This window comes from Candidatus Sodalis pierantonius str. SOPE (assembly GCF_000517405.1).
GTDB classification, from domain to species: Bacteria; Pseudomonadota; Gammaproteobacteria; order Enterobacterales; family Enterobacteriaceae; genus Sodalis_C; species Sodalis_C pierantonii.
The window spans coordinates 2,893,392-2,906,081 of record NZ_CP006568.1 but is presented as its reverse complement, the minus strand read 5'-3'; the positions used below and the strand labels follow the sequence as shown (position 1 = coordinate 2,906,081).

The following is a 12,690-nucleotide window of genomic DNA, read 5'->3' as shown; positions in this document are numbered from 1 at the left end:
TTCTGTGTAAATGCCTTTTCTCAGAAGTGACCGTCCAGGCGGTCACCGAACTCGATAATAAAGCGGCTCATTGCCATGCGCCAGTCCCTCAAAGGCATTGTCCATTTCTGTGAGGCCGCCTGTATCGCCAGCCACACCACCTTTTTCACTGCGTCGTCGGTCGGGAACACCTTGCGCTTTTTGATGGCATGCCGGATCACGCTGTTTAACGACTCGATGGCGTTGGTCGTGTAGATCACCTTGCGGATGTCCGTTGGGTAGGCAAAGAACGTGGCCAGATTGGCCCAGTTTGCCTGCCAGCTTCGACTTATTTGCGGGTAGCGGATGTCCCAGGCACTGGAGAACGCTTCCAGCGCCTGCAAGCCGGCTTCTTCCGTAGGGGCCTGATAGATAGCTTTCAGGTCGCGGGTGACGGCCTTGTAGTCCTTCCAGGAGACGAACCGCAGGCTGTTGCGCACCATATGTACGATACACAGCTGGAGCCGCGCCTCCGGATACACCGCGTTAATAGCGTCAGGGAAACCTTTCAGCCCGTCTACGCAGGCGATAAGGATATCGTTCAGGCCGCGGTTTTTCAGCTCTGTCAGCACGTTCAGCCAGAACTTTGCGCCTTCATTTTCGGCCAGCCACATACCTAGCAACTCTTTCTGGCCTTCGATGTTGATGCCCAGCGCCAGGAACACAGATTTGTTGATGATGCGGCTGTCCTGCCGGACTTTTAGAACGATACAGTCAAGATAAACAATGGGATAGACTGCATCCAGGGGCCGGTTTTGCCATTCGACAACCTGCTCCATGACCGCATCGGTGACCTTTGAGACCAGCGCCGGCGAGACATCGGCGTCATACAGCTCTTTGAACGCGGCGGCGATCTCGCGGGTGGTCATCCCTTTGGCGTACAACGATAAAATCTGGTTATCCATCCCGGTAATCTGGGTCTGGTTCTTCTTCACCAGTTGCGGTTCAAAGGAACCGTCACGATCGCGCGGAGTACGCAGCGCCAGCGGGCCATCGCCAGTGGTAACGGTTTTTGTGGAATAGCCGTTGCGGGCGTTGGTCCCCGGTTTAGGCTGATTTTTATCGTAGCCGAGGTGATGGGTCATTTCGGCATTGAGAGCTGCTTCGACGCTAATTTTTTTCAGCAGCCGATCGAAGTGACTGAGATCTTCAGGGGTTTTGAGATTTTTGGCCAGTTCGTTAGCCAGAGCCTGCAACTGTTTTTCGTCCATAAATTAACCTGTTTTTGATGTTGGATTGAACATATCAAAATCAGGCAAATACACAAATTTCTAAACAGGCTCGTCAGCCAGTTTCAAGGGTTGCAGAACCAAATCTTTTGCCAGTGAGTATATCCCCAGCACGTCTGGCCCGAGGAATTTTGCCAGCAATAAAGAATCCGCCTGGGTGAGAAATTGATTAATTATCTGTGATCCTAATTGAAAACTGCCATATTTCAACGCAGCTTTGAACGTGTCACCTGAAAATTCAAAGGTGGGATGCCAGCTCTTCTCGCTAAAATAAAGCATGCAAATGAGTTTAATCAATGCATTAGTAAATAATCCGAGAATGACTGCTGCAGGACGTAACGGCGTAAAATACAACAGCGCCACCGTCAACATAAACGCTATCAGCTTGGAGAACATCTCGATGCGCACCAGCAAAACGACTTTCTTGATTTTAATGAAGTGGGCTTGATATTGAGATAAGCCGCCTAAGATCAAGAAATTGAGGCTGGTTAAGGCTTTGTTGAATAAATCGAACTTTTAGGTGACTGGCGGCTCTGATCACTACATTCGTTTCAACATCAGGTCCCCATGGCAAAGCAAAAGTTTAAAATCACCAACTGGCCCGCATACAACAATGCGCTCAGGCAGCGGGGGGACCTGACAGTATGGCTTGATGAGTTAGCCATTGCTGCATGGACTGAGAGTACACCACCTGAACATCGTGGCCGGTCGCTTCACTACACCGATATGGCCATTACCACGGTTCTGATGATAAAGTGCGCGTTTAACCTTTCGCTCCGGGCGTTACAGGGTTTCGTTGACGCGATTTTTAAACTGATGGGGCTGTCGCTGCGCTGCCCAGATTACTCTCTGGTCAGCCGGCGAGCAAAAACCCTCGACATCAGCATAAAAACGCCAACCCGCGGCGAAATCTCACACCTGGTCATCGATGGCACCGGCCTGAAAATCTTCGGCGAAGGCGAATGGAAAGTCAGGCAGCATGGGACTGAGAGGCGCAGAGTATGGCGCAAGCTTCATCTGGCAGTAGATAGCGCGACACATGAAATTATCTGTGCCGATTTATCGCTAAGCGGTACGACAGATGCGCAGGCGCTGCTCGGGCTGATTAACCAAACCCACCGGAAAATCAGGGAAGCGTCGGCTGACAGTGCTTACGATACGCGTTACTGTCATGATGCTCTGCTGAGGAAAAAAATAAAGCCGCTTATCCCACCGCGAAGTGGTGCGCAATATTGGCCAGCTCGATACTATGAGCGTAACCATGCAGTGGCAAATCAGCATCTGAGTGGCAATAACGATACCTGGAAAAAGAAAGTAGGTTATCACCGGCGTTCACTGGCTGAAACGGCCATGTTCCGGTTTAAAACACTTCTGGGTGGTCATCTGAGTCTGCATGACTATGACGCGCAGGTAGGTGAGGCAATGGCAATGGTTAAAGCACTTAACCGGATCACACTGTTAGGAATGCCAAACAGCGTCCGCATCATGTAACAATCGCCCTGATAGGGAGGAAGTCGTCACAAATTTCGGATTTATTCAACAAAGCGGCAATTCACGTGAAGGGGTTTACATTAAGGAAACTCTCTCTAAATGCTGGGCTAAAGCCTGATTCATTAAAAAATGCCCTATACCGGCCATGTAAAAAATATGAACGCATAATTGCAGATGCGATTGGTGTCGCACCAGAAGAGATCTGGCCAAGTCGGTATTCCCGTGAGGTTGCCTGATCATGTTTGTGTCCGCAAATGAGTTACTGAAAATTCCAGGCCTACCGGAAACAGTGCAAGGGATGCGGCTGGCATTAAATAAATGGTCAAAAGACTCAGATCAAATGCAGCGTAAACGCACTGGCACCAAGGCTTTCGAGTACCACATCGATTGTTTGCCAGAGCAAGTGCGCGAGATCGTCAGACAGAGACACTATAAATCCTTGATAGCGCAAGCCCCGGCCCAACCGGTTGATGAGTCGGTCAAGCGCCGCACCGCCATCAAGTCGCGCGATGAGCTGGCGATCATGCGTCAATGTCCCGCCCTGCTCGAGCGCAAGGTGCAGGCCATGAACGATCAGCAGAAGCAGATTGCCGATGCGCGCATGATGCTGGCACAGGAAGTGATCCGATTGCAGCAGGCCGGCATGACCCGCATTGCGGCGGTGACCTTTATCGTCGATGAGTCAAAGGCTGGCACATTGCCTGACGCACTGCAGCGCGCCGCCACACTGGCCAACGCCAAAAAGGGCCGCACCCGGCAAGGGGTGGGCAAAAGCAGCCTCCAGGAGTGGGTAAGTCTCTATCTCAGCGCTGAGCGGCCCCAGGAGCATCTGGCGATACTGGCTCCCGGTCAGCCGAAGAAGCAGCGTCCCGAAGACATGACGTGGTTTTACGCCCTGTTCTGGCCGCATTATGCCCGACCCTGTGGCCCCACAGTGCTGGAGGCCTACCGCGCATTTCAGGCGGACTGGCAGGGCAAATACCATGACCAGCCCGCCATGCTGGCGGCCCTGCCGACCTACGACAAGGTCAATCGCATGGTCAAGCGTGTGGCACCTCACCGACGGATCAGGGGGCGGGTTACCGGCTCGGCGCTTAAGGCGTATCAGGTGTACCAGCAGCGGGATTGGGCGCAGATGCCGGTGAACGGCTGCTGGATAGCCGACGGCAAGTCGCTGAACATGAAAGTGGCGCATCCGATACACGGGCGGCCCTTTACCCCGGAGCTGACGTTGGTGCTCGACGGGCGTACCCGGTATCTGGTGGGCTGGAGCCTGTCACTGGTGGAAAACGCCATCGCGGTAGCGGATGCGTGGCGTTATGCCATCCAGCACCACGGCAAGCCGCTGTTTGCCTACTCCGATAACGGCGGCGGCGAGACCAACAAGATGCTGGATGCAGATATCACCGGGATTTTTCCCCGACTGGGTATTGAGCATATTACCGGTATCCCCGGTAATCCGCAGGCGCGGGGCATTATTGAGCGGCTGAACGGTGTGCTGCCACGCCGGCTGGCACTGCGCTTTCAGACCTATAACGGATTGAGCGCCGACCCCAACGGGGTGCGGGTGCAGGGGCAAAAACTGCTGAGTCTGTCGAATGCCTTGCGTCAGGGTAAAGAGCTGAACGCCACGCAGCAGAAAACGCTGGCGATTTTGCCCCGCTGGCGGCAGCTGATAGACGCTATCGAGGAGGAGGTGCAGCGCTATAACCACAGCCACGAGCACAGCGCGCTACCCAAGGTCAACGGTAAGTCGATGACGCCGGCCGCCTACCGCAAGGCCCTGCTGGCCGAGGAAGGAGACGATATTGAATACCTGACGCCGGGCGAGTTGCGCGAGATGTTTATGCCAGAAGAGAAACGCGTGGCCCAGCGTGGTTGGGTTGAACTGCTGAATAACCAGTATTTTGCCGGGGAGCTGATTGAGGTAGACCGCCAGCGATGCGGTGCAGCTGGCCGGCACACTGACCCGCGACCTGCTTTACCCATTGCTTAAGCTTAACGGCTACAGCGATATCACCCCACGCCGTATGTGCTGCTTTGAGTTTGATACCCGCCAGCCGCGCGATATGAAGGAGACCGCAGAGACCCTGAATCTCCTGGTGCGCAGCGGCGTGCCGGTGGCCTGGGCGCTGGCGGAAGGCGGCATTCCCGCCGCACGGGACGACGAGCCACTGCTGCAGCCGCCGGGCAACCTGCCGATCTTTACCGGGGCCAGCCTGATGCCGACACGATGGCCGGGCATGGCAGCGCTGAGCGTTGCGCACACACCCACCGCCACCGAGCAGGCACTGAAAGACGCCTCCGGCGGACTGGCAACGCCGGTCAACCAGGCCATGCAGGCAATGCTGACCCCGCTGGTGACCGCTCTGCAGCAGGGGCAGACGCCGGAAGCGGTGACGGCCATGCTGGCGGAAGCCTGGCCCCAGCTTGACGACCATGCCTTGCGACAGCTGATTGCCCAGGCCATTTTTGTCGCGGACATCTGGGGGAGACTCAATGAGCGTTGACCTGGGCTATGCCATGACCCTGACGCCGGAAAAAGCGGTGGCGTATTTTGAATCAAAGGGCTACGCCTTCGGTTTTCGCTGGCAGGAGGTGGCCGACGAGGCGCACGCCCGTTCCTTTACCGTGGCGGGTATTCTTAAGCTGGATGTGTTAACCGACATGAAAACCGCGCTGGCGGACAGTCTGCGCCATGGCAAGACGCTGACACAGTTCCAGGATGAGGTCTTGCCGCTGCTGCAGCGCAAGGGCTGGCTGGGCAAAGGGCTAAAAGCCTCACCCGACGGCGATCTGGAAGGCAAAAAGCTGCTGTCTTACCGGCTGGAGACGATTTTTCGCACCAATACCCAGTCTGCCTATATGGCCGGGCGCTATCAGCGGCTGCGCGAGAACGTCGACCAGCGGCCCTACTGGCAGTATGTGGCGGTGATGGACAGCCACACCCGCCCCAGCCATGCCGCGCTGCATGGCCGGGTGTTCCGTTATGACGATACGGGTTGGGACACCCTGTTTCCCCCTAACGGCTATAACTGCCGCTGCCGGGTACGGGCGCTGACGCCGGCACAACTGGTACGTCACCCTATCGGGCTGGAGTCCACCGACGACTATCGCGTCACGGTTGACCAGCCGCAGGGCGTGAACGGCAAGACGCGGCCGGTGACAGGGTTTAAAGACCCCAAAACCGGCCAGGTATTTACCCCGGATGCGGGCTTTCATCTGAACCCCGGCAAAGGCTACCTCCGCCATCTCGGCGAGCAGCTGCTCAACCGCGCCGCCCGCGCCGATACCCGGCTGGCAGCGCAGGCGGTAGAGGAAACGCTAGGCCAGCCGGCGGTGCTTAGTGCCTTAAACCGCGATACCAGTAACTGGATAAGCCAGGTGATGGCACAGCGGCAGGCGCGCGGCGACTTTCGTCCTGTCGGCGCATTAAGACCTGCCGTGGTGGCCGCGCTGGCCGGCAAAGGCGTGATGCCGGACTCGGCAGTGATCACCCTGACGGACGCCAACCTGCTGCACGCCACACGCGACAGCAAGTAGGGCGCGCTGCCCGCGACATTCTGGTCCGCTTTGGTGTCGTCGCTGTATCGTCCGCGCGCCATCCTCTACCGCCGGCATCCGACGACGCCGGTGTTGCTGTATGTCTTCGACCTGAAGGAGAGCGCCCGTCAAGGCGTGGTGGCGATAGAGGGCCTGGTCGCAGGTCAATCCGCCGATGCTGCCGACAGCAAGGTAGCTTCCCTGACTGTTCGTGCTGTCGATACCGTCAGTGATCTGGACGCATTCAAACATCAGGCGGATGATGAGGTATTGTGGGGCACGCTGGAGTAAATGATAGTGCAGATCCCGACGTATCCGATCAGCTGTTCCCGGCGATATCCGATCACTGATTCCAGTCGCCCGATCAGCGATTCCGATTTTATCCGATCACTGATTCCGGTCGCCAGACCAGCAATTCTGATTTCCCCCGATCACTGATTCGCATGTGTCACTACCAATTGAAATCTGGCCCACTCTGCCAAAGTAACACTGACTCAGGCCGTCAGAAGAGGTATCACCATGATAGATGTGACGATCACCGTGCCCGACACCTTGCGCCAGGCCCTTGAGCGACTGGCGCAGTCCCTGAGCCACCGCCAGCCGTTAATGCGCGCCCTCAGTGAAGATCTGTATGACGCGGTGATGGAGAATTTCGAGCAGGAAGGCCGCCCGCGCTGGCTGCCCATTGACCGCGTCGACAAAATACTGCAGCAGTCGGGGCGGTTGGCCGCCTCCATTGACAGCGACGCCGATAACGACCAGGCCGTGGTGGGGACTAATGTGGTGTATGCGCGTATTCACCAGCAGGGCGGCACTACCCGGCCCCATGTCATTCGCCCCGCTATAAGAAAGCGCTGGCTTTTAACGGTCGGGTAGTAAAAAACGTCAATCACCCCGGCTCAACGATCCCGGCGCGGCCCTTTCTCAGTTTAACCGACCAGGACTATCAGGCCCTGGCGCACACCGTCAATGATTACCTCCAGCGTGCGCTGGACGAGTGACGCCCTGTAAAGGCCGTAGCGCGTTTTTTGATAGTCAGGGCAGGCTGATGGATGCGGGTGAAACCGCGTTAAGCGATTCTGGCGCGATTTAAACGGGTTTTAAACGGGTTTTAAACGGGGTATCGCCACCCGCGTTAGCGGTGTAGTCTGATGGCAGTGCATTTATGTCCTTTTCCTTCCCCACGCTTACCCCCTACACCCCCGTCACGACGAGATACCCGACGCGCAGGTTAGGCTCTTTCCCACGAATACACTTTCTGGGACCGCCACCGCGTGAAAAACACCGTCCGCCTTGCCGCACTGACCGTGGCGCTGGAGAGCGCCAGCACCCGTGTCCAGCTGTTTCCGGCCGGCACCTTTCGCTCGCAGGATACGCGTCCCACCGACGTGGCGCACTGGCGGCTGGAGGCCCCCCAGGCCCAGCGGTTAATTGACGCCGCCCAGGCCCGTCAGACGCCGTACTGCTTTGACTATGAGCACCAGGCTATCTATGCCCGGGAGAACGGCCAGCCGGCCCCGGCAGCCGGCTGGTATTCGCAGCTGAAATGGGTCGAGGGCCAGGGGCTGTTTGTAGTGGATGTCGAATGGACCGAGCGCGCCCGCACACTGATTGTCGCCGGGGAGTACCGCTTTGTCTCCCCGCTGTTTCAGTACGACAGGCAGGGCAATGTGACCTGCCTGGTGAATGCCGCGCTGACCAACGTGCTGGCGCTTGACGGTATGGCGGCGCTGCTGGCGGCGGCGTCACAACAACTCACGGGAGAAAATAACGTGGATGAACTGTTAGAACAACTGCTCTGGATGCTGAATCTGCCGCTGTCGGCCACGGCTGACGAGGTGACGGTTGAGCTGAAAAAACTCATTGATCGCCTGTCGGGCGGACAAGGTACGGCGGGCGGCCCGCGTCAATATGCTGTCGCTGCTCAGCGAGAAGGATAACCAGATTGCTGCGCTGTCACAGCAGACCACCACGCCCCCTGATCCGGCTGCCTATGCCCCGGTCAGCGTGGTCAATGAGCTGCGTGAGCACCTGGCCACCCGTCAGCCGATTGCCGCGCTGTCCGGGCTGCAGACCGGCGGCGTTGCGCCGCAGGGCATCGAGGCGCGTCCATCTCCTCTGGGCGCACTGGATGCACCGGCGCTGGCTGCCTGTCACGCCTTTGGCCACAGCGCCGAGACCATTGCCACCATGATGAAAGAGGAGGTGCAGCCATCATGACCGCCACCACGCAAGATCGTAATACCCCGTACCGGGACGGCGAGCTGACGCCTATCCGGTGGCGGCGAAAGAAACTATCCCGGCCGGCGTTATCGTCTGCCTTAAGGACGGCTATGCCGTCAACGGTAAGAGCGCTGAGGACCTGGTGTATGCCGGGCGGGCTGATGAGGCTATCGACAACCGCCAGGGTGGCAATGGCGACCAGCAGATCCGGGTACGCCGCCACAAGGCGTTTTTGTGGGAGAACGACGGCTCGGTGAAGCAGGCGCATGTCGGCAAGCCGGCCTATGTGGTGGATAACCAGACGGTCTCTGCCAGCGACGGCGGCACACCCGCGCAGGAAGGCAAACCGGGGAAACCCGCCAGCCGCTGTACGGCAGGTACCATCATCATGCTTGACGCAGCGGGCTTCTGGGTCGAATAAGGAGACACTGCACATGTTAGTGAATGCTGCAAATTTAAGGGTGATTTTCTGCAACATTAAACTCACCTTTAACCAGGCGTTTGACGCCGCACCCACCCAGTGGGACAAGGTCGCCACCCTGGTGCCGTCCACCGGCAAGGAGAACACCTACGCTTGGTTAAGCCGCTTCCCGCGGATGCGCAAATGGATAGGCGACAAGCAGGTCAAGGCGCTGGCGGCGTCAACCTACACCCTGGCCAATGATGACTATGAGGCCACGGTGGAAGTGGACCGCAACGATATCCAGGATGACCAGTTGGGTGTTTACCAGCCCCAGGCGCAGGATGCAGGCTTTACCGCCAAACAGTGGCCGGACGAGATGGTGTTTGAGCTGCTCAATAAAGGCTTTAGCGAAAAAGGCTATGACGGCCAGCCGTTTTTCAGCGACACGCACAGTATGGGCAAAACTACCTACTCCAATCTTGGCAAAAAGCCGTTATCGGCGGCGTCGCTGGCCGAGGCACAGGCCTCCTACGGCGAAGCGCGCAAGCAGCTGCGCCAGATGAAGGACGAAGAGGGACGGCCGCTGAATATCATGCCCAACCTGCTGGTCGTGCCGCCGGCACTCGACGATGTGGCGCATACCCTTATCACCGCCGAACGTCTCGATGACGGTAAGGCCAATATTTACAAGGGTACTGCCGAGGTACTGGTCGTGCCCTGGCTGACCTCGGACAGCGCCTGGTTCCTGATGGATACCAGCCGTCCGCTAAAGCCGCTGATTTTCCAGCAGCGCCAGGCCCCGCTGTTTGTCGCCATGACCGATATCAACAGCCCGGACGTGTTTATGCGCAAGCAGTTCAAGTTTGGCGCAGAGGCACGCGGCCAGGCCGGGTTTGGCTTCTGGCAGATGGCCTACGGCTCGACGGGTAAATAAGCGTGTACGCCAGCCTTGAGGACATGGTGTTGCGCTTCGGCGAGCGGGAAGTGCGCACCCTGACCGACCGCGACAACACCGGCGAGATTGATGCCGCCGTGCTGGCCGGCGGGTTGCAGGCCGCCAGTGATGAGATTAACGGCTATATCGGCGGGCGCTATACCCTGCCGCTGCCGGTGGTGCCCTCCAACCTGCGCGGCATCGCCTATGATATCGCCCGCTACCGCCTCACCGGCACCGAACGGGTCTGCACCGATGAAATCCGTGGCCGCTACCGCGCCGCCATCCGCTATCTGGAAAACGTCGCCAATGGGTGGGTTACGCTGGCCACCACCCAGAACGGTGGCACGCTGCAGGGCAATGCCGGGGCGGCGTTCTTTTCCGGTCGCCGCATCTGGGGCCGCAACCAGACCGGCGGCGGGGGATTTTAATGATAAGCGAAATTGAAAACGCCATGATGGCGCGGCTTAAAGACGGGCTGGGTCGCATGGTGTCTAGCGTCGGCAGCTATGGCGGCGAGCTGGAGGATGTGGGGGCTATCGCCCGTGTGCTGCCCGCCTGCTGGGTGACCTTTCTCGGCGTGCAGCAGACCCGCCCGGTCAGTACCCATAAACACCGTTTTTACACCACCGGGCGTTTCTCGGTGCTGCTGGCGGCCTATTCGGTGCGCGATGAAGTGAGCTGTAACCAGCTGATCCGCGCCGTGCGGCGCTTGATGAGCCGGCAGGATATGGGGCTGCCTGTCGAGCCCCTGCTGTCAGGCCGGGTGCGTTCGCTGTTTAGCACCCGCCTGAACAGTGATGCCCTGGCGGCCTATTCTTGCGATTTCGACACGGTCTGGGTTGAAGAGGCGCTGGATAACGGCCGCTGGCTCGCGCCGGAAAGCGACAATGATCCTGACCGGCTGTTTGCGGACTATCAGGGGCGACTCGATACGTCGTGGCCGATGCATGAGCGCACCGGGCTGGCCTATCACCTGGATGACCAGCCAGCAGTTGTTGCGCAGGATATCGTGACCATCAGGGCAAAAGATCCTGATTGACGTGATGGCCCGTCAAGGGCTGCGCGATAAACCATCTATCAAGGGGGACGCATGAGCATTGATGCCGTGATACCGACGCCAACCTATAAACCCGGCTATTACTTCGGGTTTAACACCACCCTGGCGTCACGGGCGCTGGCCACTAACGACCAGAAGCTGGTGATATTGGCCCAGCGCACCACCACGCCGGACACCGATACGCTGACGCCGGTAAACGTGTTCAGCGATGAGGCCACTGGCACGCTGGTACTCAAGGGCAGTGCCAGCGGCACCGGGCAGGTGCGCCTTGGCGTCTGTGGCGAAACCGTCGCCATTGCTGTCGCCAGTGGCGATAGCGCCGGGACGCTGATGGTGAGCCTGGTCGAGGCCATCAACACCCTGGACGCGCTACCGGTAACGGCGGCGATGGCGGATATCCCGCCGCCGTTACCGGCGGTAAAAGTCCCGGCAAGCAGCTGGTGCTGACGGCACGCAACAAAGGCGCTTGCGGTAACCAGATTGGCGTGGCCGTCACACTCAGTGCACCGGGTATCACCGCTACGCTGACGCCGATGCGCGGCGGCGAGGGCGACCCCGCACTGAATGCGGCGCTGGCGGCGATATTCAGCGCCGGGCATACCCTGGTGATGTCGCCGTACGCCAGCAAAACCGCGCTTACCACCCTTGCCACCTGGCTGGACAAGGTGTCCGGGCCGCTGGAGCAGCGCGGTGCGCTGGGGGTGGTTGGCTGGAACGGTACGCTGTCAGGGGACACCGCGCTTACGACCGACGTCAACGCCGCGCGTCTCACCATGGGTTGGTACCCCGGCTCCATGCTGCCGAACGGCGAGCTGGCAGCGATATATGCCGCCATCATCGCCAGCGAGTCTGACCCGGCGCGCCCGCTCAATACCCTGGCGTTACCCGGCGCGGATATCACGCCGCAGGACAAATGGCCGGGCCGGGGCGTAGCGAGCAGGAAAACGCGCTGGCCAACGGCCTGACACCTTTTGGGATGAACGGCAGTCAGGTGCAGATTGTGCGGGCGGTCAGCACCTATGTGAAAAACAGCATGGGGGTCACTGACCTTTCGTTGATGGATATCACTATTCTGAGCTCGCTGGACTATGTGCGCCTGGCCTGCCGTGCCCGTATCACCCAGCGCTTCCCGCGCGAAAAGCTCAACGATATCCGCCTGCTGCGTATCCGCTCCGAGCTGCTCGATGTGCTGTATGCCCTGGAGCAGCCGGAAATCGTTGAAAATGTGGACGAGCACAAGGACCAGCTGACGGTGACGCGCAGTCGGCAGGATGACAGCCGCGCCGATGCCAGTATCCCGGCGGCGGTGGTGCGTGGTCTGCATGTGTTTGCCGCCACCATTTATCTTTTGTAAAGGGGGCCTGTATGGCACTGGAATACACCGGCGCGGTGGTGCTGGAGGTCAACAGCACCGAGGTTGAGGTGACTGAGTTTAGTCCGCGCGAGAACACCGGCAAGCAGCTGGTCAAGACCATGAACGCCACCGGACGCGCCAAGGGCTACACCCAGGGGATTGCTACCTGGGAGCTGTCCATCACCGCCGTGGTGCCGGTTGATAAAACGCTCCACTGGGAAAAAATCTCGGGCGCGAAACTGACGCAATACCCGCTCACCGGCGGCAAGCGCATCACCTATCAGGATGTGTTTGTCACCGAGGTGGGCGAACAGTATACCGTTGACAATGAGGCCCGTATCACCATTAGCCCTTTGCACTGAACAAGGTTGAGGAGTAACTCATGAGCCTGTTTAGAAATTTGTGTATTTGCCTGATTTTGATATGTTCAATCCA

18 protein-coding genes and 1 pseudogene are annotated in these 12,690 nt (G+C 58.6%); 17 read left to right on the top strand and 2 right to left on the bottom strand.

Annotation, left to right across the window (positions count from 1 at the left end; genetic code table 11):
* Positions 1-20: 20 nt before the first annotated feature.
* Positions 21-1,229 (bottom strand): IS256-like element ISSoEn2 family transposase, encoded by a 1,209-nt coding sequence (locus SOPEG_RS14660; RefSeq protein WP_025245908.1) that lies wholly within the window; start codon positions 1,227-1,229, stop codon positions 21-23.
* A 78-nt stretch (positions 1,230-1,307) separates the two neighbouring features.
* Positions 1,308-1,739: pseudogene (locus SOPEG_RS14655) on the bottom strand (oligosaccharide flippase family protein); the annotation flags it as partial.
* 75 nt (positions 1,740-1,814) lie between these two features.
* On the opposite strand from SOPEG_RS14655, the gene SOPEG_RS14650 reads away from it, so the two are divergent.
* The 17 genes from SOPEG_RS14650 (at position 1,815) to SOPEG_RS14590 (ending at position 12,617) form a co-directional block, all read left to right on the top strand.
* Positions 1,815-2,738 (top strand): IS5 family transposase, encoded by a 924-nt coding sequence (locus SOPEG_RS14650; protein WP_025245907.1) that lies wholly within the window; start codon positions 1,815-1,817, stop codon positions 2,736-2,738.
* An 8-nt stretch (positions 2,739-2,746) separates the two neighbouring features.
* Positions 2,747-2,974: a helix-turn-helix domain-containing protein gene (locus SOPEG_RS24970; protein ID WP_071882211.1), complete on the top strand. Its 228-nt coding sequence runs from the start codon at positions 2,747-2,749 to the stop codon at positions 2,972-2,974.
* A gap of 2 nt (positions 2,975-2,976) precedes the next feature.
* Positions 2,977-4,734: a DNA-binding protein gene (locus SOPEG_RS14645; RefSeq protein ID WP_025245906.1), complete on the top strand. Its 1,758-nt coding sequence runs from the start codon at positions 2,977-2,979 to the stop codon at positions 4,732-4,734.
* The gene (locus SOPEG_RS14640; protein WP_025245905.1) at positions 4,685-5,248 is read left to right on the top strand and encodes a phage portal protein family protein; all 564 of its coding nucleotides are present in this window, start codon (positions 4,685-4,687) and stop codon (positions 5,246-5,248) included. The genes SOPEG_RS14645 and SOPEG_RS14640 overlap by 50 nt, the downstream gene beginning before the upstream one ends.
* A gap of 13 nt (positions 5,249-5,261) precedes the next feature.
* On the top strand, positions 5,262-6,281 hold the full coding sequence (locus tag SOPEG_RS14635; protein ID WP_158382420.1) for a phage head morphogenesis protein: 1,020 nt from the start codon (positions 5,262-5,264) through the stop codon (positions 6,279-6,281).
* A gap of 30 nt (positions 6,282-6,311) precedes the next feature.
* Complete coding sequence (locus SOPEG_RS14630; protein ID WP_038468835.1) at positions 6,312-6,572, top strand: hypothetical protein; 261 nt, start codon at positions 6,312-6,314, stop codon at positions 6,570-6,572.
* Between the two features lie 228 nt (positions 6,573-6,800).
* Positions 6,801-7,157, top strand: a complete 357-nt coding sequence (locus tag SOPEG_RS14625; RefSeq protein WP_200867815.1) for a phage virion morphogenesis protein — start codon at positions 6,801-6,803, stop codon at positions 7,155-7,157.
* A 398-nt stretch (positions 7,158-7,555) separates the two neighbouring features.
* On the top strand, positions 7,556-8,221 hold the full coding sequence (locus SOPEG_RS14620) for a phage protease (RefSeq protein ID WP_051419752.1): 666 nt from the start codon (positions 7,556-7,558) through the stop codon (positions 8,219-8,221).
* Positions 8,193-8,501, top strand: coding sequence for a hypothetical protein (locus SOPEG_RS23135; protein ID WP_051419750.1), 309 nt, complete (start codon positions 8,193-8,195; stop codon positions 8,499-8,501). Before SOPEG_RS14620 ends, SOPEG_RS23135 begins: the two co-directional genes overlap by 29 nt.
* 58 nt (positions 8,502-8,559) lie before the next feature.
* Positions 8,560-8,925 carry a hypothetical protein gene (locus SOPEG_RS14615; protein ID WP_236851493.1) on the top strand — a complete coding sequence of 122 codons (366 nt, stop codon included), beginning with the start codon at positions 8,560-8,562 and terminating at the stop codon, positions 8,923-8,925.
* A gap of 13 nt (positions 8,926-8,938) precedes the next feature.
* Positions 8,939-9,841, top strand: coding sequence for a Mu-like prophage major head subunit gpT family protein (locus tag SOPEG_RS14610; protein ID WP_025245904.1), 903 nt, complete (start codon positions 8,939-8,941; stop codon positions 9,839-9,841).
* 2 nt (positions 9,842-9,843) lie between these two features.
* Positions 9,844-10,272 (top strand): gp436 family protein, encoded by a 429-nt coding sequence (locus tag SOPEG_RS14605; RefSeq protein WP_025245903.1) that lies wholly within the window; start codon positions 9,844-9,846, stop codon positions 10,270-10,272.
* Positions 10,272-10,883 carry a DUF1834 family protein gene (locus SOPEG_RS14600; RefSeq protein ID WP_038468832.1) on the top strand — a complete coding sequence of 204 codons (612 nt, stop codon included), beginning with the start codon at positions 10,272-10,274 and terminating at the stop codon, positions 10,881-10,883. The genes SOPEG_RS14605 and SOPEG_RS14600 overlap by 1 nt, the downstream gene beginning before the upstream one ends.
* A gap of 51 nt (positions 10,884-10,934) precedes the next feature.
* Complete coding sequence (locus SOPEG_RS29775) at positions 10,935-11,348, top strand: hypothetical protein (RefSeq protein WP_025245901.1); 414 nt, start codon at positions 10,935-10,937, stop codon at positions 11,346-11,348.
* Positions 11,342-11,866, top strand: a complete 525-nt coding sequence (locus SOPEG_RS29770) for a hypothetical protein (RefSeq protein ID WP_236851491.1) — start codon at positions 11,342-11,344, stop codon at positions 11,864-11,866. The genes SOPEG_RS29775 and SOPEG_RS29770 overlap by 7 nt, the downstream gene beginning before the upstream one ends.
* Positions 11,815-12,255: a phage tail sheath C-terminal domain-containing protein gene (locus tag SOPEG_RS29765; protein WP_025245899.1), complete on the top strand. Its 441-nt coding sequence runs from the start codon at positions 11,815-11,817 to the stop codon at positions 12,253-12,255. The genes SOPEG_RS29770 and SOPEG_RS29765 overlap by 52 nt, the downstream gene beginning before the upstream one ends.
* Before the next feature lie 11 nt (positions 12,256-12,266).
* Positions 12,267-12,617 carry a hypothetical protein gene (locus SOPEG_RS14590; protein WP_038468830.1) on the top strand — a complete coding sequence of 117 codons (351 nt, stop codon included), beginning with the start codon at positions 12,267-12,269 and terminating at the stop codon, positions 12,615-12,617.
* Positions 12,618-12,690 lie beyond the last annotated feature (73 nt).